Annotated in this window: 24 protein-coding genes and 2 tRNA genes; 16 read left to right on the forward strand and 10 right to left on the reverse strand. The window is 59.4% G+C overall.

The annotated features are described in order from the left end of the window. Positions 1-69 precede the first annotated feature (69 nt). The 6 genes from A1830_RS08980 to A1830_RS09005 all read right to left on the reverse strand — a co-directional run bounded on the left by A1830_RS08980 (position 70) and on the right by A1830_RS09005 (position 3,989). Positions 70-145: transfer RNA gene (locus A1830_RS08980), tRNA-Phe, on the reverse strand. Between the two features lie 19 nt (positions 146-164). Further along, a tRNA-Phe gene (locus A1830_RS08985) sits at positions 165-237 on the reverse strand. A gap of 190 nt (positions 238-427) precedes the next feature. Further along, positions 428-811, reverse strand: coding sequence for an oxalurate catabolism protein HpxZ (gene hpxZ, locus A1830_RS08990; RefSeq protein ID WP_067704831.1), 384 nt, complete (start codon positions 809-811; stop codon positions 428-430). After that, the gene (locus A1830_RS08995; RefSeq protein ID WP_067704836.1) at positions 808-2,208 is read right to left on the reverse strand and encodes an AtzE family amidohydrolase; all 1,401 of its coding nucleotides are present in this window, start codon (positions 2,206-2,208) and stop codon (positions 808-810) included. The genes hpxZ and A1830_RS08995 overlap by 4 nt, the downstream gene beginning before the upstream one ends. Further along, positions 2,205-2,390, reverse strand: a complete 186-nt coding sequence (gene hpxX / locus A1830_RS09000; RefSeq protein WP_082804131.1) for an oxalurate catabolism protein HpxX — start codon at positions 2,388-2,390, stop codon at positions 2,205-2,207. The genes A1830_RS08995 and hpxX overlap by 4 nt, the downstream gene beginning before the upstream one ends. 12 nt (positions 2,391-2,402) lie before the next feature. Beyond that, on the reverse strand, positions 2,403-3,989 hold the full coding sequence (locus tag A1830_RS09005; protein ID WP_067704842.1) for a gamma-glutamyltransferase family protein: 1,587 nt from the start codon (positions 3,987-3,989) through the stop codon (positions 2,403-2,405). 154 nt (positions 3,990-4,143) lie between these two features. Between A1830_RS09005 and hpxU the strand changes: the two genes are divergently transcribed. From hpxU to A1830_RS09060, 11 genes are all read left to right on the forward strand, one after another. Next, complete coding sequence (hpxU, locus tag A1830_RS09010) at positions 4,144-4,983, forward strand: MurR/RpiR family transcriptional regulator HpxU (protein ID WP_067704845.1); 840 nt, start codon at positions 4,144-4,146, stop codon at positions 4,981-4,983. A gap of 290 nt (positions 4,984-5,273) precedes the next feature. Next, positions 5,274-6,059: a transporter substrate-binding domain-containing protein gene (locus tag A1830_RS09015; protein ID WP_067704848.1), complete on the forward strand. Its 786-nt coding sequence runs from the start codon at positions 5,274-5,276 to the stop codon at positions 6,057-6,059. 7 nt (positions 6,060-6,066) lie between these two features. Continuing rightward, positions 6,067-6,735: an amino acid ABC transporter permease gene (locus A1830_RS09020; RefSeq protein ID WP_067704851.1), complete on the forward strand. Its 669-nt coding sequence runs from the start codon at positions 6,067-6,069 to the stop codon at positions 6,733-6,735. Continuing rightward, positions 6,732-7,388 carry an amino acid ABC transporter permease gene (locus A1830_RS09025; RefSeq protein WP_067704854.1) on the forward strand — a complete coding sequence of 219 codons (657 nt, stop codon included), beginning with the start codon at positions 6,732-6,734 and terminating at the stop codon, positions 7,386-7,388. The genes A1830_RS09020 and A1830_RS09025 overlap by 4 nt, the downstream gene beginning before the upstream one ends. Continuing rightward, the gene (locus A1830_RS09030) at positions 7,369-8,121 is read left to right on the forward strand and encodes an amino acid ABC transporter ATP-binding protein (protein WP_067704857.1); all 753 of its coding nucleotides are present in this window, start codon (positions 7,369-7,371) and stop codon (positions 8,119-8,121) included. Before A1830_RS09025 ends, A1830_RS09030 begins: the two co-directional genes overlap by 20 nt. Before the next feature lie 15 nt (positions 8,122-8,136). After that, on the forward strand, positions 8,137-9,375 hold the full coding sequence (locus tag A1830_RS09035) for a pyridoxal-phosphate-dependent aminotransferase family protein (protein ID WP_067704861.1): 1,239 nt from the start codon (positions 8,137-8,139) through the stop codon (positions 9,373-9,375). Next, positions 9,375-10,643, forward strand: coding sequence for an allantoate amidohydrolase (gene hpxK, locus A1830_RS09040; RefSeq protein WP_067704863.1), 1,269 nt, complete (start codon positions 9,375-9,377; stop codon positions 10,641-10,643). The genes A1830_RS09035 and hpxK overlap by 1 nt, the downstream gene beginning before the upstream one ends. Positions 10,644-10,670: 27 nt before the next feature. Then, positions 10,671-11,174: a 2-oxo-4-hydroxy-4-carboxy-5-ureidoimidazoline decarboxylase gene (uraD, locus tag A1830_RS09045; protein ID WP_067704865.1), complete on the forward strand. Its 504-nt coding sequence runs from the start codon at positions 10,671-10,673 to the stop codon at positions 11,172-11,174. Further along, on the forward strand, positions 11,161-11,496 hold the full coding sequence (gene uraH, locus A1830_RS09050) for a hydroxyisourate hydrolase (RefSeq protein WP_067704869.1): 336 nt from the start codon (positions 11,161-11,163) through the stop codon (positions 11,494-11,496). Before uraD ends, uraH begins: the two co-directional genes overlap by 14 nt. A 260-nt stretch (positions 11,497-11,756) precedes the next feature. After that, positions 11,757-12,449 (forward strand): hypothetical protein, encoded by a 693-nt coding sequence (locus A1830_RS09055; protein ID WP_067704876.1) that lies wholly within the window; start codon positions 11,757-11,759, stop codon positions 12,447-12,449. A gap of 238 nt (positions 12,450-12,687) precedes the next feature. Beyond that, entirely contained in the window at positions 12,688-13,167 is a 480-nt protein-coding gene (locus A1830_RS09060) for an Hcp family type VI secretion system effector (RefSeq protein ID WP_067704878.1), read from the forward strand. 112 nt (positions 13,168-13,279) lie between these two features. On the opposite strand, the gene A1830_RS09065 is transcribed toward A1830_RS09060, so the two are convergent. After that, the gene (locus A1830_RS09065) at positions 13,280-14,068 is read right to left on the reverse strand and encodes a sulfite exporter TauE/SafE family protein (protein WP_067704881.1); all 789 of its coding nucleotides are present in this window, start codon (positions 14,066-14,068) and stop codon (positions 13,280-13,282) included. A 117-nt stretch (positions 14,069-14,185) separates the two neighbouring features. Between A1830_RS09065 and A1830_RS09070 the strand changes: the two genes are divergently transcribed. Next, positions 14,186-14,989, forward strand: a complete 804-nt coding sequence (locus A1830_RS09070) for an AraC family transcriptional regulator (protein WP_067704887.1) — start codon at positions 14,186-14,188, stop codon at positions 14,987-14,989. Here A1830_RS09070 and A1830_RS09075 read toward each other — a convergent pair. Next, complete coding sequence (locus A1830_RS09075; RefSeq protein WP_067704889.1) at positions 14,979-15,746, reverse strand: amidohydrolase; 768 nt, start codon at positions 15,744-15,746, stop codon at positions 14,979-14,981. The genes A1830_RS09070 and A1830_RS09075 overlap by 11 nt on opposite strands. Continuing rightward, the gene (locus tag A1830_RS09080) at positions 15,734-16,894 is read right to left on the reverse strand and encodes a pyridoxal phosphate-dependent aminotransferase (RefSeq protein WP_067704891.1); all 1,161 of its coding nucleotides are present in this window, start codon (positions 16,892-16,894) and stop codon (positions 15,734-15,736) included. The genes A1830_RS09075 and A1830_RS09080 overlap by 13 nt, the downstream gene beginning before the upstream one ends. Positions 16,895-17,095: 201 nt before the next feature. Between A1830_RS09080 and A1830_RS09085 the strand changes: the two genes are divergently transcribed. From A1830_RS09085 to A1830_RS09095, 3 genes are read left to right on the forward strand one after another with little or no spacing between them, the layout of a single operon-like run. Continuing rightward, positions 17,096-17,710, forward strand: coding sequence for a methylthioribulose 1-phosphate dehydratase (locus A1830_RS09085; RefSeq protein WP_067704892.1), 615 nt, complete (start codon positions 17,096-17,098; stop codon positions 17,708-17,710). After that, positions 17,707-18,396, forward strand: a complete 690-nt coding sequence (gene mtnC / locus A1830_RS09090; RefSeq protein WP_067704894.1) for an acireductone synthase — start codon at positions 17,707-17,709, stop codon at positions 18,394-18,396. The genes A1830_RS09085 and mtnC overlap by 4 nt, the downstream gene beginning before the upstream one ends. Continuing rightward, entirely contained in the window at positions 18,393-18,935 is a 543-nt protein-coding gene (locus A1830_RS09095) for a 1,2-dihydroxy-3-keto-5-methylthiopentene dioxygenase (RefSeq protein ID WP_067704896.1), read from the forward strand. Before mtnC ends, A1830_RS09095 begins: the two co-directional genes overlap by 4 nt. Here A1830_RS09095 and mtnA read toward each other — a convergent pair. Next, the gene (gene mtnA, locus A1830_RS09100; RefSeq protein ID WP_067704899.1) at positions 18,917-19,951 is read right to left on the reverse strand and encodes an S-methyl-5-thioribose-1-phosphate isomerase; all 1,035 of its coding nucleotides are present in this window, start codon (positions 19,949-19,951) and stop codon (positions 18,917-18,919) included. The genes A1830_RS09095 and mtnA overlap by 19 nt on opposite strands. Before the next feature lie 157 nt (positions 19,952-20,108). On the opposite strand from mtnA, the gene mtnK reads away from it, so the two are divergent. Continuing rightward, entirely contained in the window at positions 20,109-21,308 is a 1,200-nt protein-coding gene (gene mtnK, locus A1830_RS09105) for an S-methyl-5-thioribose kinase (protein WP_067704901.1), read from the forward strand. Positions 21,309-21,413 lie beyond the last annotated feature (105 nt).

The raw sequence follows: 21,413 nt of genomic DNA on the forward strand, positions 1-21,413 counted from the left end.
GCCGGCCCCTGTATGAACCGCCCGTTAAGATTCTCATCTCTTAACCAGCGTGTTTTGATGCAAAATTAGTGGTGCCCGGACTCGGAATCGAACCAAGGACACGGGGATTTTCAATCCCCTGCTCTACCGACTGAGCTATCCGGGCAACGGGGCGCATTAAACCNTGCCCGGACTCGGAATCGAACCAAGGACACGGGGATTTTCAATCCCCTGCTCTACCGACTGAGCTATCCGGGCAACGGGGCGCATTAAACCCTTTTGGAGGAAAACCGTCAATGGCTTTATTGTGGAATTTGAACCGATTGCACTCTTTTCCATCAATGCGGGCGGTAAACGACACTTTTCTGTGCACTACGGCGAAATTTTGACAGGCTACCTGCCCGAATCCCCGAATCCCCGAATCCTGTGGCCTCTGGAGATAAGCACCTTAGCTCATTAAACTCACCTGGGCGGCGACAATGCGCCATCCGCAGGGGAGTTTGACCCAGGTCTGCTGCTGGCGGCCCACCCGGTCGCTGCTGTCACGGGTAAATTCCGTGCTGCATACCGCGAAGTCTTCGCCAAAGGTGGTAATAACCGTATTGCGCAGCTGGCGATCCAGCCCGGCGGCAGGGCGCGAGGCGCGGAAGGCCCGGATCGCGTCTATGCCATACAGATTTTCTCCGGCACCCAGCCGCACGGTGCGGCCGTCGTGCCAGAACAGCTCGTCGAGCACCACCGTATCATTGCTGATTAGCGCCTCTTCATAGCGGTAAAAGGCGGCGGTGACCTCCGCCAGAATCACCGGGCGGTCGATATATTCGCTCTTCATAGCGTGGCTCCCATAGTTGCTGGCAGTGCGGTGGTGATGCCCATCTGCTCCAGCGCCCAGGCGGCGCGCAGGCAGGCGTCTTCTTTAAAGGGGGCGGCAATAAGCTGTACGCCAATCGGCAGGCCTTCCGGCGTGCGCAGCGGCACCGTGGTCACCGGCAGCCCGAGAAAGGAGATGGGCTGGGTGAGCATGCCCATACTGGCGCGAATGGGCAGGTCGGTATCGTTAATGCGCAGGGTTTCCTGACCAATCAGCGTGGCGCTGTCCGGCGTGGCCGGGGCGATAAGCACGTCAAACTGCTCAAACAGCGGCAGCGTCTGCTGTTGAAAGCGGCGGCGGAAGCGCTGTGCCTGCACGTACCAGGCGGCGGGGATCATCGCCCCGGCCAGCAGCCGCTCGCGCGATAGGGGCTCGAAGCGTTCGGGTTGGCTGCGCAGTGCGGGCAGGTAGAGATTACCCCCTTCGGAGGCGGTGATCAGAAAGGCTGCATTACGTGCCAGTTCAGCGTCCGGCAGGGTAACGTTATCCTGCGCGTTAAGCGCCCGGGCGACCGTGGCGACGGCGGTACGCGCGTTTTCGCTGCACCAGGTGTGAAAGTAGCCATCCAGTACTCCCACGCGCAGCCCATCAGCGCCGCGTTCCAGCTGGTTAAAGACCGGATGCAGGGCTTTTTCCGCCTGAAATCCGTCCTGCGGATCGCGGCCCTGGAGGGCATCATATACCCAGGCCAGATCCTCCGTGCTGCGGGCAAAGGGACCAATATGGTCGAGGCTGGCAACAAATGGCTGGCTGCCGCTGCGGGAGAGGCGGCCAAAGGTTGGCTTCAGGCCGAAAATGCCGCACAGCGAGGCGGGCACGCGGATCGAGCCGTTGGTATCGCTGCCCAGTGAGAAGTTAACCAGCCCGGCGGCGACTGCCGCTGCCGATCCGCCCGAGGAGCCACCGGCGATACGCCGCAGATCGTGCGGATTTTTCGTGGCGCCGTAGTGGCTGTTCTCGGTGGTGAAACCATAGGCATAGGCGTCCATATTCAGCATGCCGGAGAGCAGCGCACCCGCGTCAGCCAGCCTGCGCACCGCCCAGGCATCCTCTGTGGCCGCCGGGCGATCGCTAAACAGGCTGGCTCCCGCCAGGGTGGTCTGCCCGGCCACGTCAAACAGGTTTTTTACCGCATAGGGTATCGCTGCGAGCGGCGGGAGGGGCAGGCCGGATTTTCGCCGGGCGTCAAGCCTGTCGGCCTCGCCGAGCATGCGATCGCGGGTGATATGCGTCCAGGCGTTAAGGGTCGGATTGTGCCGCTCAATATCAGCCAGGGTCTGCCGGGCAATATCGCGGGCGCTCAGTTCGCCACGGGTTAGCGCCGCCCGCACGGCGGCAATGGATAAGGTCATGCTCATGCTTTATACACCCCCGCCACGTCCAGACGCTCATCGAGCGGTAAGGCCATCAGCGGCTGCGCCATGGTGGCTATACGCGTAAACTGCACCCGCAGCGCGTCGCGGCGTGCATCGTCCAGCGTCACGCCCAGCACCTGCTCCATCTGTTCCAGCCACACTGCCCAGTCAGGCTCGTTACTCATGATGTTCTCCTGTTAAAAACCGGCTGCGCTGCCGTCGCTGCGGGGATCGCAGGCACCTTCCAGCATGCCGTTGGTATGCCGGACGATGGCACCTGCATGGCCGACGGCCTCGCTGAAGTCAGGGAGCTTTTCGACCTCATGACCCAGCGCCCGCAGGGTATCGAAGGTTGCCTGGCAAAAGCGGCCCTCCAGCTTCAGGGAGTCCGACGCCTGGCCCCAGGTGCGTCCCAGCAGCCAGCGCGGGGCGCTAACGGCCTGCTGGAGCGGCATGCCCTGTAATACATGGCGGGTAAAGATAGCCGCCTGCGTCTGCGGCTGACCGTCACCGCCCATTGATCCGTATACCAACGTGCGGCCATCATTCAGGCGCGCGGCTGCGGGGTTAAGGGTATGAAAAGGCTGCTTGCCCGGGGCCAGCGCCAGCAGATGCTGTGGATCGAGGCTGAAAGCCGCGCCGCGGTTCTGCCAGGTAATGCCGGTGCCGGGTAGCACCACGCCGCTGCCAAATTCGTGATAGATGCTCTGAATAAAGGAGACGGCCAGGCCGCTGCTGTCCATTACCCCCATCCACACCGTATCGCCCGGGCCTTTACCTTCTCCCCATGGCGCAGCGCAGCGATCGTCAATGCTGTCTGCCAGCCCGTCCAGGACGTCGCCATCCAGCAGCGCCTGCATCTCTTCCTGCATATGCAGCGGATCGGTGATGTAGCGGTCACGCAGGCCAAACGCCAGCTTGGTGGCCTCGACAATGCGGTGAACGGTTTGCGCCTCATTCGCAGCGGGCATATTCAGCCGATCGGTGATGCCCAAAATAGCCAGCGAAACCAGCCCCTGGGTGGGGGGCGTCATATTGAAAATGTCGCCGGACTGATGGCGGAGACGCAGCGGGGCGCGCCGCTTCGCCCGATGATTATTCAGGTCTTCCAGGGTGATCGGCATGCCCAGGCGGGACATCTCTCCCGCCATATGGTTTGCCAGCGGGCCGCGATAGAAGCTCTCCAGCCCCTGTTCGGTCAGTATGCTGAGGGTGTTCGCCAGCGCCGGTTGAGTAAAGCGGCTGCCCGCTTCAGGCACCTCGCCATCGGGCAGAAAGGTGGCGGCAAAACCGGGCTGATCGGCCAGCTCATGATATTTAGACCGGGTGGCATCGGCCTGAGAACCTGTTACCGGAATGCCGTCTGCGGCATAGCGAATAGCATCGGCCAGCAGGCGGGAGAGGGGCAGGGCTGCGCCGCCCATCCCGGCAGAGACGTTTAGCGCTTCGGCCCAGCCGCTGATGGTGCCGGCCACGGTCAGCGCCGCCCTGGGTCCGCGGTGCGGGATAGCCTGCGCCGGTTCATAAAAGGCCAGGCTGGCGAGGGATCCGGCCGCGCCGCTGGCATCAATGGCAATCGGGTCGCCCTTTGGCGGCACGATCAGCCAGAAGCCATCGCCCCCCAGTCCGTTCATATGCGGATAGACCACCGCAATGGTGGCCGCAGCCGCGACCATCGCTTCAATGGCGTTGCCGCCATCGCGCAATACGGCCAGCGCACTTTCGCTGGCGAGGTGGTGAGGGGCGACGGCCATGCCGAGCGGGGCGATATGACTCTGAATCATTTCAGTCTCTTTTTATCGGGTACATATGTGAAGTAAAGCAAGAGATGTTCCAGGTTGCCGTCGGTAATGTTTCGCTGCCGATAAATTTTTCTCCTCAAGGGCGATAATATTTGGTTATGCTGGGAAAAATGAAACGAAAGTTACAAGGTAAGCGATGAAACAGCTTGATGAGCGCCTGAAAAGTCACTATCCCCAGCTCTCCCCGCAGGAGCAGCGGGTCGCGGATTTCGTTTTCGATCATTTCGACGATCTGATCGGCTATAACAGCGCAGAGCTGGCGCGGCTCAGCGGCGTCTCAAAGGCGACCGTCAGCCGCCTGTTTAAGCGGCTGGGCTACGAGAAATACAAGGATATGCGTGACGAGCTGCGTACTCTGCGCCAGAGCGGTATGCCCCTGACCGACAACCGCGATGCGGTTCAGGGCAACACGCTGCTCTCGCGGCACTACAAGCAGGAAATGGCCAATCTGACGCAGTGGGTTAGCGCGATTGATCCCGGGCAGTTTGGCGAGGTGGTGCAGCAGCTCGCCCGCTGTAAACGCATATTTATCATTGGGATGCGCAACGCTTATCCGGTCGCGCTGCACTTTCGTCAGCAGCTCCAGCAGGCCAGAGGCGGTGTGATGGTACTGCCGCAGCCGGGACAAACGCTGGCAGAGGAGCTGGTGGAGATGACGCCGGATGATACGGTGGTGGTACTGGCGTTTCGCCGACGTCCGCGCATTATCAAACCCCTGCTGCTTGCGTTACAGGGCCGCGATATTCCCACGCTGGTCATCTGCGAGCCGCAGGCACAGGCGGTTATCGCGCTGGCCCGCTGGCAGCTGTGCACCCCGCTGGACAGCGTCTCCGCCTTTGACAGCTATGCTTCGGCAAACAGCCTGATCAACCTGCTTGCCAATGCGCTGCTGCATGAATCACTCAGCGAAGGACGGCAGCGGATCCATCATATTGCCGATCTCTACGGGCAGCTTGACGAGCTGGAGCGGCGCTAGTGGGGCACTGTTTTGGTGCTCTGCCCCTTTATGGGGCGATTCCCCGTATCACTCTTTATCTCCCTGAGCTGCGACGAGTGCGCTGAAGACATGCCTCTTACGGCCGTAACCCGGTCATAACCTCTTAAATTTCGAATAAATAGCGCTTTTCTGCTACTTACGCTCCGCGCTCTTCTGGCGGAGCAGTAGCGAAAAGTAATTATCTGTCGCCCCCGATGATGGCACATTAGTTGCAAATAAATTCTTTAAGAATCTTTCGTTTCATGTTTTATTAACCGGGGTAGATAAGAATGAAGAGAGCATTTTTGGCAGTGTTGGGCGCAGCTTTGATGTTGACTCAGGTCACCCAGGCAAGGGCGGATCGGCTACAGGATATTGAAAAGAGAGGCGTTATACGCATTGCCGTGCCGCAGGACTTCCCGCCGTTCGGCTCGGTAGGGACTGACCTTCAGCCGCAGGGTTACGACATTGATATGGCCACGTACCTGGCGAAGCAGATGAAACTTAAGTTGCAGCTGGTGCCGGTCTCCAGTGCCAACCGCGTGCCTTACCTGCAAACCGATAAGGTCGATCTGGTGATCTCCAGCCTGGGTAAAAATCCGGAGCGGGAAAAGGTTATCGCGTTTAGCCGCGCCTATGCGCCATTTTTCCTCGGCGTGTTTGGTCCAAAAGAGGATGACCTAAAGAGCGCGGCCGGGCTGGCCGGTAAATCCATCGGCGTGACGCGCGGGGCGGTTGAGGACATGGTGCTGAGCGATATCGCGCCGAAGAACGCGCAGCTGAAGCGGTATGAGGACAATAACACCACGCTCTCTGCTTACCTGTCGGGCCAGGTGCAGTACGTGGCGACCGGCAACCTGGTGGTCGCCGCCATCACGCGTCAAAACCCCGGTAAGGCGCCGGTCACCAAATTTATGCTGAAGGATTCGCCGTGCTTTATCGGTATGCGTAAGGACGAACCCGCCCTGAAGGCGAAGGTGGATGCGCTTATCGCCCAGGCGCTGGCGGACAAAACGCTCAACGGCCTGTCGCAGCAGTGGCTGAAAGCACCGCTTCCGGCCGATTTCGGCGCCTGAGGGAGCAATGATGGGACAACTTAATTTCCCTGCGCTGTGGCCCTTCTGGCCGGAACTGCTGGCCGGACTTTGGGTTACCGTCCAGCTGACGGTGCTGGCCACCGTGGGCGGGGTGGGGCTGGGGATCCTGGGCGCCGCGCTGCGTAGCGGCAGGCCCACGCTGCTCAGCCGCCTGTGGGGCGGCTACGTGGAGCTGATCCGCAACACGCCGTTTGTGGTTCAGCTGTTCTTTATTGTTTTTGGCCTGCCGAATCTGGGGCTGAAAATGACCGCGGGCGAGGCGGCGCTGCTGGCGATGCTGATTAACCTCGGGGCCTACAGCACGGAAATTATTCGCGCCGGGATCCAGGTCACCCCGCAGGGGCAGTGGGAAGCCGGGCGCGTGCTCGGGCTAAGCCGCAGCCAGACGTTTCTTCGGGTGGTGCTGCCGCCCGCGCTACAGCGCATTTATCCGGCGCTGGTCAGCCAGTGCATTATCGTGATGCTGGGGTCGTCGGTGGTATCGCAGGTTTCGTATGAGGAACTGACCTTTGCCGCCAGCCTGATCCAGTCGCGGACCTTTTTAAGTTTTGAGGTCTATCTGGTGACCACGCTGATTTATCTTGCGCTGTCGGTGGCGATGCGGCTGCTGCTGCTGGCCGCCGGGCGTAAATGGCTGAGAGGAGCGCAGAGATGACCACTTTTACCGACTGGGACATTGTTCGCAATCTGCTGCTGGCCGCACGCTGGACCCTGCTGCTGTCGCTGACCGCTTTTTTCGGCGGCACGGTGGTGGCGCTACCGCTGGTACTGGTTCGCCTCAGTCGCCGACGCTGGCCGACGCGGCTGGTGCGCTGTTACAGCGAACTTTTTCAGGGGACGCCGCTGCTGATGCAGCTGTTTCTGGCCTTTTTCGGCGTGGCGCTGTTTGGCATTGACGTCTCGCCCTGGACCGCCGCCTCGCTGGCGCTGACGCTCTATACCAGCGCCTTTCTGGTGGATATCTGGCACGGGAGCATCAGCGCGCTGCCGAAAGGGCAGTGGGAAGCCTCACGCTGCCTGGGACTGAATACCGGGCAGACGCTCTGGCGGGTGGTGCTGCCGCAGGCGCTGCGCATCGGCATTGCCCCCACCGTGGGCTTTGCCGTACAGGTGGTGAAAGGCACCGCGCTGGCGTCGATTATCGGCTTTGTCGAACTGACCAAAGCCGGCACCATCCTGAATAACGTGACCTATCAACCTTTTAAAGTGTTCGGGCTGGTGGCGCTGGGCTACTTCCTGATGTGTTATCCGCTGTCCCGCTACAGCCAGTATCTGGAGAAGAAATTCAATGCCGCTCATCACCATTAATCAGGTACAGAAATACTACGGTGATAACCACGTCCTTAAGGGTGTGGATCTCGACGTCGATATGGGCGAAGTGATCTCGATTATTGGCCGCAGCGGCTCCGGCAAAAGCACCCTGCTGCGCTGTATGAATGGCCTTGAAGCCTATCAGGAGGGCAGCATCAAGCTGGGCGGTATGACCATCACCCACCGCGACTCGCAGGCGCGCGAGATCAGCCGATCGGTCGGCATGGTTTTCCAGAACTTCAATCTGTTCCCGCACATGACCGCGCTGGAAAACGTCATGCTGGCGCCGCGCCGCGTGCTGAAAAAGAGCGAAGCCGCGTGTCGCACGCTGGCGGCGCAGATGCTGGAAAAGGTCGGGCTCGGCGACCGGATGAACTACTACCCGGCAAACCTCTCTGGCGGACAGCAGCAGCGCGTGGCGATTGCGCGTGCGCTGGCGATGTCGCCAAAGGTGCTGCTGTGCGACGAAATCACCTCTGCGCTCGATCCCGAGCTGGTCGGCGAGGTGTTAAAGGTGCTTGAGCAGCTGGCCCGCGAGGGCATGACCCTGATTCTGGTCACTCACGAAATGAACTTCGCCCGGGAAGTGGGCGATCGCGTGGTGTTTATGCATCAGGGCCGCGTCTGGGAGCAGGGAGACAGCAGGACGGTATTTGCCAACCCGCAGACCCAGGAACTGAAACAGTTTATCTCGTCCGTGCGCGGCCTCGGCCAGGCGCAGGGCGACTGACAAAGGAGAGAACAGATGGAATTAAGCCACTACCCGCAGATTAACCCGCCTCCGCGCCTGCTGATGGGCCCCGGCCCGATCAATGCCGACCCCCGCGTGCTGCGCGCGATGTCCAGCCAGCTGCTCGGCCAGTATGACCCGGCGATGACCCATTACATGAACGAGGTGATGGCGCTGTATCGCGGCGTGTTTCGCACCGAAAACCGCTGGACGCTGCTGATTGACGGTACTTCCCGCGCCGGGATCGAGGCGATTTTACTGTCGGCGATCCGCCCCGGCGACAAAGTGCTGGTGCCGGTATTCGGTCGTTTTGGTCATCTGCTGTGTGAAATTGCCCGCCGCTGCCGCGCGGAGGTGCACACCATCGAGGTGCCCTGGGGCGAGGTCTTTACGCCGGACAGGATCGAGGACGCGATCAAAGCCGTGCGCCCGCGCCTGCTGCTGACCGTGCAGGGCGATACCTCCACGACGATGCTTCAGCCGCTGAACGAGCTGGGTGCCATCTGTAAAAAGTATGGCGTGCTGTTCTACACCGATGCCACCGCGTCGCTGGCCGGTAACGTACTGGAAACCGACGCCTGGGGTCTGGACGCGGTCTCCGCCGGGATGCAGAAGTGCCTTGGCGGCCCGTCAGGCACCTCGCCTGTCACCCTCAGCCCGCAAATGGAGGCGGCGATCCGCCGGCGTAAATGCGTGGAGCAGGGGATCCGCACCGCCGATCACCAGCAGGGTGAAGAGGAGATGATCTGGTCGAACTATTTCGATCTCGGCATGATCATGGACTACTGGGGACCGGAGCGGCTGAATCACCATACCGAGGCCACCAGCGCGCTGTTCGGCGCACGCGAATGCGCCCGGGTGATTCTGGAAGAGGGGCTGGAAAAGGGGATTGCCCGCCACCAGCTGCACGGCGATGCGCTGCTGAAAGGCATTCAGGGTATGGGGCTGGAGGTCTTTGGCGATCTGCAACATAAGATGAGCAACGTGCTGGGGGTGGTGATTCCAAAGGGGATCAACGGTGACCAGGTGCGCCATCTGATGCTGGAGGATTTTGGCATTGAAATCGGCACCTCGTTTGGCCCGCTGCACGGCAAGGTGTGGCGTATTGGCACCATGGGCTACAACGCGCGCAAAGCGTGCGTGATGACCACCCTGAGCGCGCTGGAGTCGGTGCTGACGCATCTTGGCTACCAAACGACCCAGGGCGCGGCCATGCAGTCGGCGTGGGATCGCTATGCGCAGGAGAACGGCTGATGAGTGATTGCCAGATGAGCGAAGCCAGCGCCACGCTGGCCGCTGCACGGGTGATGGCACGCTGTGACGCACTGGCTGAAATCAGTGAAACGGCAGGCGCCCTGACCCGCGTCTATCTGTCGCCCGAGCATCTGCGCGCCAATGCGCAGGTGGGGGCGTGGATGGCAGCGGCGGGCATGCGGGTCTGGCAGGACAGCGTCGGCAATATCTGCGGTCGCTACGAGGGACAAAGCGCAGACGCGCCTGCGCTGCTGCTGGGGTCGCATCTTGATACCGTGCGTAATGCCGGTCGCTACGACGGCATGCTGGGCGTCCTGACGGCAATAGAAGTTGTGCAGGCGCTGCATCAGCAAAACCAGCGTCTGCCGCTGGCGATTGAGGTGATAGGCTTTGGTGATGAGGAAGGCACGCGGTTTGGCATTACGCTGCTGGGGAGCCGGGGGCTGACCGGCCGCTGGCCGGAGAGCTGGGTTAACCATCCTGATGCTAACGGGGTCACGGTGGCGCAGGCGATGGATCAGGTCGGCCTGGACGGGGCCGCGGTGCAGAACGCCGCGCGCAGAGCAGATGATATCGCTGCCTATCTCGAACTGCATATTGAACAGGGGCCATGCCTGGAGCAGGCAGGACTTGCGCTTGGGGTCGTGACCGCCATCAACGGTGCCCGTCGTCTGAACTGCCGGTTTACCGGCGAGGCGGGCCATGCCGGAACGGTGCCGATGACGCACCGTAAGGATGCGCTGGCCGCCGCCGCCGGATGGATGGTATTTATTGAACAGGCCACGCAAAAACGCCATCCGCAGTTGGTCGCCACCGTCGGTACGCTACAGTGCCAGCCGGGCGCGGTAAACGTTATTCCCGGCGAGGTTCAGCTGACGCTGGACGTACGCGGGCCGGACGATCGGGCGCTGGCCGAGCTGCTGGCGGAATTACTGCACGAGGGTGAAGCGATTGCGCTGCGCCGTGGGCTGACCTTCAGCGCCGATGAGTATTATCACATCCCGGCGACGGGCTGCGATGAGAAACTCCAGGCGGCGCTGAGCCTCGCTGTGGATCGGGTTCAGGGTCGCAGCCTGTCGCTGCCCAGCGGCGCGGGCCATGATGCAATCGCCATCGCGGAGCGCTGGCCGGTGGGAATGCTGTTCGTGCGTAACGACCGGGGGATCAGCCACCATCCGGCGGAATCGGTGATGGAAAGCGACGTGGCGCTGGCGCTTCAGGCGTATCAGCAGGCCGTATGCAATGTGGCGCTATCATTAAGTGAGTAACGGGATGGGCAGATTTAGAGGAATCTTATGACGCTGGAATATTTTAATCAGGCGACGGCTGATGAGGCTAAAAACCAGATTGCACACTGCGTGGCGCTGGAAGCGTGGGCCGCCGCCCTGGTCGCGGCCCGCCCCTTTGCCTCGCTGGACGATTTACTCAGGGCCGGAAGCGAGCTGGCCCGTCGCTGGGATGAGCAGGCGTTAAGCCTTGCGCTCTCTGCGCATCCGCGCATTGGCGAAAATGCCTCGGGGAATAGCAAAGAGGCGAGGTTGTCCAGAGGTGAGCAGCAGCAGGTCAGCCGCGAGGATAGTGAACTCCGGCAGGCGCTGCGGGCAGGGAACATGGCCTACGAGCAGCGTTTCGCACAGGTATTTTTAATCCGCGCCAGGGGCCGCAGTGGCGAAGAGATCCTGACCGAGCTGCATCGCCGCCTGCTTAATACGCCGCAGCAGGAACGCCAGGAAGCGCTCGATCAGCTGCGGGAAATCACCCTGCTGCGCCTGAAGGAGACGTTTAATGAGCACGATTAGCACACATGTATTGGACACCGCGCTGGGCAAACCGGCGGCTGGGGTAGCTATTGCGCTGGAACGACAGGAGCAGCGTGGCTGGCGGGCGATCGCTCAGGGCCATACAGATGGTGACGGGCGACTGAAGGCTTTAACCCCGAACCCGCTGCCGCCGGGGCGCTATCGCCTGACGGCGGAGATTGGTGACTACTTCGCAGCCAGCGGGCGCGATGCCCTTTACGTCAGCGCACAGATTGATTTTGTCCTGCCTGAATCGGGCAGCCATTACCATCTGCCATTTCTGATCTCCCCCTGGTCATGGTCCACCTACCGGGGCAGTTAAACCGGCCGTGAATCCACCTCATCCGCCCCGGCTTGCGCATCCCTGCCAATTCCCTCAAATAATGATGGGTGATGCTCAGCTATTACAGATGCAATGACTGGAATGACTGGAATGACTGGAATATTACTGAAAATAAAAGAGCGGAATTTTTTATAATTCAGACTTGCCTCTCATTTTATGAAATAAATGCTCATTTACTCATCAGTACCGAAGGCATATACTCTCCGAAAGGGATGAGTAAAAATTATCATGGAGCGATAATGTATTACGGTAATGAAGTTATAGGCTTTTTACAGTCCAATAAAATCCTCGCACTGAAGCTCGACCACGCCTTTACAGGCGTCGGCAAGATGGTATCAAAGAAGGTGGATACAATAAGCGCAGGTGCAAAACGTGCGCTGTATTACACATCCTGCTTTACTGACGAATATCAGGACGTCTGCCAGCAGCAAAAGATCGAAGATATTCGATTTGCTAAAGGGGTATATTATCTTCTGCGACATGAAGATGTTGTATATGAAATGCTTAAGATTTACTTTCAAGAACTCTTCCGATACAGGGCCTCAGAACAACTTGAGAATATCAAAAAAATGCTTATGGCAGTGAATGTCCATATAGCCGCCAGCTCACTCACCAACGCCGGATTCGCCTTAGCGGCAGCATCGTCCGTCGCCGTTGGTTTGAACCTAAATCTCGAAATCAGCGCACTCTTAGGCAACTGGGCTTCGAGGGGGATCGCGGCTGTTGGCATATATGGCATCATTCAGAAAGCAGCAGAAAGCGCACATCGCCTTCAATTTACTTACCCTGCATTCTACGCTGCGCTCTATGCTCGAGAGTTGGAAATGATGTACTTCCTGACAGAGCCATTGTTTGAAAAAGCGGGTGCGCTTAAAGCAAGGTGGGCGTCGGATGATGACATTAAAGATATCATTATCAACATGATTAGATAGCCATGATGAATCTTATCCGAAGGTTTTTTAGACGATTGTTCAGGTCATTGTTTTCGATGTACGGCCCCGCAGTGCTAACACTGATTTTTGCCGTCGTTCTGGTGCGTTTTTTCCCTGATGGCCCAATATGGCCGGTACCCATATTTCTCCTTTTCATGCTATTTATTTTTGGCCGCTACGTGAAATGGTAACCTACTGAACGTTAGCGCCCTTTAAAATTTATTTATAAGGAAATAACATGTCTGCTCCCGCACATTTGTGGCTTGAAGATGAAAATGGCTCTCCTGTTGTTGGCAGTTGTTTAATTCCACAACGCTTAGGCTCAATCGAATTAAAATCTTTTTCGCATGGTGTAACCATTCCTGTAGAGTCGGGCTGGGGAAAACTTACGGGCACGCGCGTTCATCGGCCTGTCGTAATAGTGAAAGAGTTCGATCAGACAACGCCACTCCTTTATCGCGCTGTATGTGAAGGTCGCACACTGAAAAAAGCCCTGGTCAGGATGTACCGAATTTTTGAATCAGGCATTGAGTCTGAATATTTCAATATCATCATGGAAAACGTCAAAATTACCACGGTTTCGCCTTATCTTGCCCCTAACGGCATAAGTAGCACCCACCTTGAAACGCTTGAAGTGCGTTATGAGGCAATCACCTGGACGTTTACGGAAGGAAATATTATCTACCGCGACGCATGGAACGATCGCGTCTGTGCCTGACGACGGCGGGCATCGGTAGAGGCCATCCTTTAAAGAAGAGGGTACTGAAAAAATCACCGTCCGGAAATTTCAGCGGTTCCGGCATAACACTCTCTGTCGTGCGCTGGCCACGTCACAGCACAATCGCGACCAGCACCGCCAACAGCAGGGCAATATAAACGCGGGCGTGCAGGGCATCCGGTACGGCCGGAACCACGCGGCGGGTAAACAGAATGCCCAGCCAGCCTGCCAGCGTCAGCAGCGCCAGGATTTTCAGATTGATAAAGCCGAGGTAGCCGGGGGCCTTGACCGCCTGTAGCCCGCTTGCGATATAGACAGCCGCGCCGCAAACGGCAACGGGCAGGGAGAGCGGATTCGCCGCGCTTACGCAGTCACGCATTGTGTAGCCATGTCGCCTGAGCAGCGGTACGGTCATCACGCTGCCGCCCACGCCAAGCAGTGCCGCCACCAGGCCGATCGCCACCCCGCCGACGCCAGAGGTTAAGGCCGAAAGCCTGCGCCGGGCGGGGCGGTGTAGAAAGCCTTTGCGCATCAGGCAGTCTGCCAGGGTAACCAGCATATAAATCATAAACAGCAGCCGGATGGTCCGATCGGCAATCTCTCCGGCAAGCAGCGATCCCATTACAGCCCCTATTGCGATGTACCCTGCCAGCGGAAACAGCATGGCGGCTGACAGCCTGCCCGCCCGCCAGTTCTGCCTGCTTGCCCAGCCGGCGTTAAATATCATCACCGCCGTGGAGGTCGCGACGGCAATATGCATGGCGCTGTCGGACAGGTCGGGCTGGCGCACCAGCATCTGATAGACAAAAGGCACCACCACAAAGCCGCCGCCAAAGCCAAAAAGCACCGTGGTGATGCCGGTGACAAAACCCGCGAGTAAAATCGTTATTAACTCCGCCATTCATTTATTCCATCAGATGCGTTAAGCGACGATCCTAACGTGGGAACCTGGCGCTTCCCATTTCTGCGGCGCTCATTTACCCTTGCGAATCGGTCAGGCTGGGGGGTGACGGTGTAGATGCGTAACGTGCATATTGATGATTATGATGCGCTCGCCCGCGAAGTGGTGGCGGTGGGTAACGACTATCCGGAGGGGTATCGGCTTCCCACGCACCGCCACCGGCGGGCGCAGATTTTATATGGCGCTACCGGGCTGATGGAAGTCACCACGGATATGGGGCGCTGGACCGTGCCGCCGCAGCATGCGGTATGGATCCCGCCGCAGATGGCGCACAGCGTGAAGTTTACCGGCGTTTCAACGCGCAGCCTCTATATCGAACCCACCAGCGCCAGCAGGCTGAACGTCGGGGAGGCGTGCAAAATTATCAGCGTGTCGCCGCTGCTGAGGCAGCTACTGATTGAGGCGGTAATGCTGGATCCACTCTACGACTCGCCGCGCGATCGCCTGCTGATCTCGCTGCTGCTGGAAGAGCTGGCACTGATGCCCTGCCGCCAGTTTGATATCCCCCTGCCACGTGAGGAAAAGCTGTTGAAGCGGTGTCAGGCCTTTCTGGCCGCGCCGGATATCCACGATGCGGCGGATGACTGGGCCGCCATGCTGTTTATGAGCCAGAGCACCTTCCGGCGCTACTTCCTTAAGCAGACGGGGATGTCGTTTATGGCCTGGCGGCAGCGGGCCTGTGTGGTTGTCGCGCTCAGCAGGCTGGTGGAGGGAACGCCGGTATCCGGGGTGGCGCTGGCGCTGGGCTACGACAGCGGATCGTCGTTTTCCACCATGTTCCGCCGGGTTACCGGCCAGCCGCCTTCGTTTTACCTGCCTGGCGGTCAGCTGGCGCGTACAGAACACCCGCTCAGAGGGTAAAGGTATCCGCATCGCGCCACGCCGGGAAGCGCTCGCGATAGTCGCTCAGCGTTTCCAGAGACAGTTCAGCATTTAACACGGCGGGCTGATGCGGCTCGCCCGCCGCCAGGATCTCACCCTGCGGGCTGATAATTCGGCTGTCGCCGCTGTAGTGATGGTGGTTGCCGTCGCTGCCCACGCGGTTGCACCCGGCGATGTACGCCTGATTCTCAATGGCGCGGGCCAGCAGCAGCGCCTGCCAGTGGGCGGCGCGCGCTTCGGGCCAGTTAGCCACGTAAAGCGCCAGATCGTAATCATTGCGACTGCGTGAGAACACCGGGAAACGCAGGTCATAGCAGACCTGCGGCAGGATCCGCCAGCCGCGCCACTCGATTATCTCCCGACGGTCGCCCGCCAGGTAATGGTGATGCTCATCGGCCATGCGGAACAGATGTCGCTTATCATAGCGATGCACCTTACCGCCCGGCTCCACCAGCAGAAAACGGTTAACCGCGCCTTTTGCGGTCTGAATGGCAGCACTGCCCCCGACCAGCGCCCCGGTGGCCTTCGCTTTCTCATGCAGCCAGTCTGTCACCCGCGCTTCCGGCAGGGAGCTTTTCGCCGCCTCCATGGCAAACCCGGTGGTAAACATCTCCGGCAGCACAATCAGATCGCGCCCCTTCAGGTCGGCCAGCAGCGTATCGAAAAAGCGCAGATTGGCTTCGCCATCCATCCAGACCAGCGGCTGCTGGAGAACGGTCAGATTTAAAGTTGACACAGGCGCTCCGCGGCAGCATCCAGCGTGGCTTCCTGTTTGGCAAAGCACAGGCGGATCAGTTTATAAGGGAAAGGTCCGGCGCAGAATACCGACAGCGGAATAGCCGCCACGCCCACCTCTTTCGTGAGCCACTGGCAGAACGCGACGTCATCCAGATCGGAAATCGCGCTGTAGTCGGCCAGCAGAAAGTAGGTTCCTTCGCAGGGCAGCACCTTCAGGCGGCTTTTTTCCAGCGCCTGAATAAAGCGGTCGCGTCGGGCACGATAAAATTCGGGCAGTTCGCGATAGTGTTCCGGCTCGGCATTCAGCATATCGGCCAGCGCCAGCTGGGCCGGCGTATTTACCGCAAAGGTCAGATACTGATGTACCTTGCGCACCTCAGCCGACAGCGCGGGCGGCGCTATGCAGTATCCCACCTTCCAGCCGGTCATATGGTAGGTTTTCCCGAACGAAGAGACGGCGATAGCGCGCTCGCGCAGCGGAGCATGGGCCAGCACGCTGGCGTGGCCCGCCTCCGCGAAGCAGATATGCTCATACACTTCATCGCTTAACACGTAAATTTCCTGCCCGCGAATGGCCTGCCACAGGGATTCAAAATCGCTTTTCTGCCAGACGGTGGCAGAGGGATTGTGCGGCGTATTCAGAATAACCAGTCGGGTACGCGGCGAGAGCAGGGCGGCAAACGCCGACCAGTCGACGTGAAACCCCGGCGGCTGGAGAGTCACGCGCCGCATGATGCCCCCCGCGAGGGTGACGGCAGGCGCATAGCTGTCATAGCTGGGATCGAAGCAGATAACCTCATCACCCGGCCGCACCAGGGCGGTAATGGCGGCGAAGAGCGCCTCGGTAGCACCGGCGGTGACCGTGATTTCGCTGTTACTGTCGGGCTGGTGGCCGTAAAGCGCCGCTGTTTTCGCGGCAATGGCCTCGCGCAGCGGCTGCACGCCGGTCATGGGCGCATACTGATTTGCGCCCGCGCTGACGTGGTGGGCCAGACGCGCTTTCAGGTAGTCCGACCCGTCGAAATCGGGAAAGCCCTGAGAAAGGTTAATGGCGTTGTGCTGCTGCGCCAGCGCGCTCATCTGCGAGAAAATAGTGGTGCCCAGAGCGGGAAGTTTGCTCTGCGGTGTCAGTGACGTCTGGCTCATTATCGGTAACCCTTGCGAAACGCTTATCCCGGACTGGCACCCTGTGACTGTTGCGGCAGAGTGAAATCCGTTGGGAATTAATGATGTGTTGGAGGTGTCTTGCTGCCACTATAGCCTCGATGTTAATATTTGGCAATCGAGACGCTTAGACGTCTAAACGCTAACGTTATGCTCGCCGATCCGGCAGAGAAAAGGAAACCTATGACCCTCACTCCGCAGTTAGATCAGCTGGTGGCCGCCTGCCACTGGATCGGTGCCAGGGGCTGGGCACCGGCCACCGGCGGCAATATGTCGATACGTCAGGATGCTGAGTTTTGCCTGTTAAGCGCGTCCGGCAAAGACAAAGGCGCGCTGACCCGCGATGACTTTATTCAGGTTGAAATTGCCAGCAACCTCGTCCCCTCTGGCCGAAAGCCGTCGGCAGAGACCGGGCTGCACACGCTGATTTACCGGCTGTTTCCCGATGCGGGCGCGGTACTGCATACCCACACCGTCAATTCGACCGTCCTCTCACGTATTGCGAAGGGGGCCGCATTAGAATTGCAGGGCTATGAAATGCAGAAAACGCTGGCCGGACAGACCTCGCATCTTGATCGGGTGTCGGTTGCACTGTTCGATAACGATCAGGATATTGATGCCCTGGCGGGCCGTATTGACCAGTACGCTCAGCATCAGCCGCTGCGCTATGGTTTTCTGCTGCGGGGACACGGGCTGACGTGCTGGGGACGGGACGTCAGTGAGGCAAGACGCCATCTTGAAGGGCTGGAGTTTCTCTTCCAGTGCGAACTACAACGTCGGCTATTGGAGGCCAAATGATCCGCGCAATTGTTACCGATATTGAAGGAACCACCAGCGATATTCGTTTTGTTCATGATGTGCTTTTCCCCTACGCGCGGGAAAACCTCGCGGCCTTTATTGCCGCCTTTCAGCATCGTGATGAGGTGGCCCAGGCGCTGAACGATCTGCGCGATGAGATAGCCCAGCCGCAGGCCACCACGGAAGATTTGATTACCGTGCTGTTCGCATTTATGGACGAGGATCGCAAGTCCACCGCGCTGAAAGCGCTCCAGGGCATGATCTGGCGCGACGGCTATGTTAACGGCAGCTTTACGGGTCATCTCTATGCGGATGTCCTGCCCGCGCTGGAAAAGTGGCGACAGCAGGCGATTGATCTCTATGTATATTCCTCAGGCTCAGTCCCTGCGCAAAAATTGTTATTTGGCTACAGCGACGAGGGTGATATTACTGGACTGTTCAGCGGCTACTTTGACACCCACGTGGGAGCCAAGCGCGATACGCTCTCCTATCGCAATATCGCCGATGAGACCGGCTTACAGCCGCACGAACACCTGTTTTTATCCGATATTCATCAGGAGCTGGATGCCGCGCAAGACGCGGGCTGGCAGACCCTACAGCTGGTGCGTGACGGGGCAGACACACAGAGTCGGCACCGTCAGGTAAACCGTTTTGATCAGATTAACCTGGAGTCGTTTTCACTATGAGTGCACTGACCCTGTTTACCGACAGCGAAGCCACCAGGCCGGTGTGGCACAGCACCGATGCTGACGAAATCCGCCAGCAGCTAAATGCAAAAGGCGTGCGCTTTGAGCGCTGGGAAGCGGATCGCGATCTGGGTGAAAACCCCGATGCTGACACGGTGATTAACGCGTATCAGCATGCGATTGACCGGCTGGTGGCGGAGAAAGGCTACCAGAGCTGGGACGTTATCAGCATGCGTGCCGATAACCCGCAGAGGGAGGTGCTGCGCACGAAGTTCCTGTCTGAGCATACGCACGGTGAAGATGAGGTGCGTTTCTTTGTGGAGGGCGCGGGTCTGTTCTGCCTGCATCTGGATGGACATATTTATCAGATCCTCTGCGAGAAGAACGATCTGATATCCGTTCCGGCAGGCACGCCGCACTGGTTTGATATGGGCTCGTCACCCCACTTTACCGCTATCCGCATTTTCGATAATCAGGAAGGCTGGATTGCCAACTTTACCGGCGACGCGATAGCGGATGCTTATCCGCGCCTGCCGTAGAAAGCACCTGCGGCAACCTCTGCCGGGGTGACCACGCCGGTATCCAGCACCCAGCCGCTAATCAGGGCGGCTGGCGTGACGTCAAAGGCGGGGTTATAAACCCGGGCGTTTTCCGGGGCCCACTGCACGTCACCAAAGCTGCCCGCCACGCCGGTGACTTCACTGGCGGCGCGCTGCTCAATAGGGATAGCGTTACCGTCCGGGCAGCTGCTGTCGAGCGTCGTGTGCGGGGCGGCAACGTAAAAGGGAATGCGGTGATAGTGAGCCAGCACCGCCAGGCTGTAGGTGCCAATTTTATTGGCAACGTCGCCGTTGGCCGCAATGCGATCGGCACCGACCCAAATGGCGTCAACCTGCTGCTGCGCCATCAGGCTGGCGGCCATGCTGTCGCAAATCAGCTGGTAGGGCACACCCAGTTCGCCCAGCTCCCAGGCCGTCAGGCGTCCACCCTGAAGTAGCGGGCGGGTTTCGTCCACCCAGACGTTTTCGACATTGCCCTGCTGCCAGCCGCGCGCAATGACCCCCAGCGCGGTGCCCACACCGGCAGTCGCCAGCCCGCCGGTATTGCAGTGGGTCAGCAGGCGGCTGCCCGGTTTGATAAGCGCAGCCCCCGCCGTCGCAATACTCTCGCACAGCGCCTTATCCTCCCCGACCAGGCGCAGGGCTTCCCTGCTGAGCGCGGCGGCTACGTTGTCCGGTGCCTGAGCCAGTACCTGCTTCATGCGGTCGAGATTATTCATCAGATTGACGGCGGTGGGGCGGGCGGCCCGCAGCACCTCCAGCGCCGCCGCCAGTTCGGCTTTTGGCAACCCGTTCTCCGCCAGCAGCGCCAGCAGCAGGCTGGCAGAAAGGCCAATGAGCGGCGCACCACGCACCCGCAGGGCTTTGATATGACCCACCAGCGAGGCCACATCAGGCGTCGGGCACCAGTTTTTTTGCTGCGGAAGCGCCTGCTGATCGAGGATCCAAAGCTGATTGTCACGAACTTGTAAGCTGGTTGTGCTCAGTGTCTGCATGAGAAGTAAAATCCTGGTTGCGTCGTCAGGCGATATTGTGCCAACATGCCTGACGGATGTATAGACGTCTGCACGGCTTGTTTGCAACAAATTAACGTCACGCGAACGTTTCTGTGAGGCAGCGGGCAGACAGCAATGGGCTAATGAGGGTGAGTTGATGTCGCAATATCGTACTTTCACTGCAGCGGATGCCGTGGAATATGCCCGCCAGTATGGCGGTGTTGAAAATCCGGACAGTCTGGTTGAGTCGCAGGAGATCGGTGACGGCAACCTTAATCTGGTATTTAAGATATTCGACCGCGACGGCAACAGCCGGGTCATTGTCAAGCAGGCGCTACCCTATGTGCGCTGCGTGGGTGAATCCTGGCCGCTGACGCTCGATCGCGCGCGCATTGAAGCCGAGGTATTGCAGATCCACGGTCAGTATTGCCCGGAATATACGGTGAAGATCCTGCATCACGATCCCGAGCTGGCGGTGATGGTGATGGAAGATCTCTCCCACCTGGCGATCTGGCGCGGCGAGCAGGTTAGGGGGCGGGACTATCCGCAGGCATCCGCGCAGCTTGGTGAATATCTGGCGCAGACGCTGTTTCATACCTCTGACTTCTACCAGCATCCGTATCAGAAAAAAGCGGAGGTGATTCGCTTTACCAATCCCGAGCTGTGCGACATTACCGAAGAGCTGTTTTTCAACGAGCCGTACGAAGTGCATGAGCGTAACGGCTATCCGCGCGCCCTGGAGCCGCTGGCCGCCTCGCTGCGGGATGACGACGAGCTTCGTCTCAAGGTGGCGGCGCTTAAGCACCGCTTTTTCTCTCATGCTGAAGCGCTGCTCCACGGCGATGTCCATAGTGGTTCAATCTTCGTGGGTGACAATACGCTGAAGCTGATTGATGCAGAGTTTGGCTACTACGGCCCGATCGGGTTTGACGTGGGTAGCGCGCTCGGCAATCTGCTGATTAACTACTGTGCGCTCCCGGGGCTGCTGGCCCCCCGAGAGGCGGCAGACGCCCGCGAGAAACGCCTGAACGACGTACGTGTCACCTGGCAAAGCTTTGCGGATCGCTTCCTGACGCTGACCGCTGAGAAATCGCGCGATCGCGCGCTGGCCTGGCCGGGCTACGGCGCGGCCTTTTTGCGTAAGGTGTGGTGCGATACCCTGGGATACTGCGGTACCGAGCTTATCCGCCGTACGGTAGGGATGTCGCAGGTGGCTGACATCAAAACGATTGAAGATGAGGTGATGAAGGTGGAGTGCGTACGCCAGGCGATCGCGCTGGGCAGAACGCTGATCCTGGCCGCGGATCATGTGGAGAATATCGACGCGCTGATCGCTCGTGTGCGGCAGAACGGTTGAGATACTGACGACTGGCGTGCGGCAGGACGGTTAACGCTGTACAGCTTTCTCTTTGGCGGGGTATGGGTTTCCGTTAACGCTGAACGCTTCCCACCGGCGGTTATT

Origin of the sequence: Erwinia sp. ErVv1 (genome assembly GCF_900068895.1) — a bacterium.
GTDB lineage: Bacteria > Pseudomonadota > Gammaproteobacteria > Enterobacterales > Enterobacteriaceae > Erwinia.

Excerpts from the sequence above, each read along its gene's own strand:
- A1830_RS09070 (WP_067704887.1), top strand. The coding sequence starts at position 14,186 with ATGCGTAACGTGCATATTGATGATTATGATGCGCTCGCCCGCGAAGTG.
- hpxZ (WP_067704831.1), bottom strand. The coding sequence starts at position 811 with ATGAAGAGCGAATATATCGACCGCCCGGTGATTCTGGCGGAGGTCACC.
- mtnA (WP_067704899.1), bottom strand. The coding sequence starts at position 19,951 with ATGCAGACACTGAGCACAACCAGCTTACAAGTTCGTGACAATCAGCTT.
- A1830_RS09060 (WP_067704878.1), top strand. The coding sequence starts at position 12,688 with ATGTCTGCTCCCGCACATTTGTGGCTTGAAGATGAAAATGGCTCTCCT.
- A1830_RS09055 (WP_067704876.1), top strand. The coding sequence starts at position 11,757 with ATGTATTACGGTAATGAAGTTATAGGCTTTTTACAGTCCAATAAAATC.
- mtnK (WP_067704901.1), top strand. The coding sequence starts at position 20,109 with ATGTCGCAATATCGTACTTTCACTGCAGCGGATGCCGTGGAATATGCC.
- A1830_RS09035 (WP_067704861.1), top strand. The coding sequence starts at position 8,137 with ATGGAATTAAGCCACTACCCGCAGATTAACCCGCCTCCGCGCCTGCTG.
- uraD (WP_067704865.1), top strand. The coding sequence starts at position 10,671 with ATGACGCTGGAATATTTTAATCAGGCGACGGCTGATGAGGCTAAAAAC.
- hpxX (WP_082804131.1), bottom strand. The coding sequence starts at position 2,390 with ATGAGTAACGAGCCTGACTGGGCAGTGTGGCTGGAACAGATGGAGCAG.
- hpxU (WP_067704845.1), top strand. The coding sequence starts at position 4,144 with ATGAAACAGCTTGATGAGCGCCTGAAAAGTCACTATCCCCAGCTCTCC.
- A1830_RS09095 (WP_067704896.1), top strand. The coding sequence starts at position 18,393 with ATGAGTGCACTGACCCTGTTTACCGACAGCGAAGCCACCAGGCCGGTG.
- A1830_RS09030 (WP_067704857.1), top strand. The coding sequence starts at position 7,369 with ATGCCGCTCATCACCATTAATCAGGTACAGAAATACTACGGTGATAAC.
- A1830_RS09025 (WP_067704854.1), top strand. The coding sequence starts at position 6,732 with ATGACCACTTTTACCGACTGGGACATTGTTCGCAATCTGCTGCTGGCC.
- A1830_RS09065 (WP_067704881.1), bottom strand. The coding sequence starts at position 14,068 with ATGGCGGAGTTAATAACGATTTTACTCGCGGGTTTTGTCACCGGCATC.
- uraH (WP_067704869.1), top strand. The coding sequence starts at position 11,161 with ATGAGCACGATTAGCACACATGTATTGGACACCGCGCTGGGCAAACCG.
- A1830_RS09020 (WP_067704851.1), top strand. The coding sequence starts at position 6,067 with ATGATGGGACAACTTAATTTCCCTGCGCTGTGGCCCTTCTGGCCGGAA.
- A1830_RS09080 (WP_067704891.1), bottom strand. The coding sequence starts at position 16,894 with ATGAGCCAGACGTCACTGACACCGCAGAGCAAACTTCCCGCTCTGGGC.
- A1830_RS09085 (WP_067704892.1), top strand. The coding sequence starts at position 17,096 with ATGACCCTCACTCCGCAGTTAGATCAGCTGGTGGCCGCCTGCCACTGG.
- mtnC (WP_067704894.1), top strand. The coding sequence starts at position 17,707 with ATGATCCGCGCAATTGTTACCGATATTGAAGGAACCACCAGCGATATT.
- hpxK (WP_067704863.1), top strand. The coding sequence starts at position 9,375 with ATGAGTGATTGCCAGATGAGCGAAGCCAGCGCCACGCTGGCCGCTGCA.
- A1830_RS09005 (WP_067704842.1), bottom strand. The coding sequence starts at position 3,989 with ATGATTCAGAGTCATATCGCCCCGCTCGGCATGGCCGTCGCCCCTCAC.
- A1830_RS09015 (WP_067704848.1), top strand. The coding sequence starts at position 5,274 with ATGAAGAGAGCATTTTTGGCAGTGTTGGGCGCAGCTTTGATGTTGACT.
- A1830_RS08995 (WP_067704836.1), bottom strand. The coding sequence starts at position 2,208 with ATGAGCATGACCTTATCCATTGCCGCCGTGCGGGCGGCGCTAACCCGT.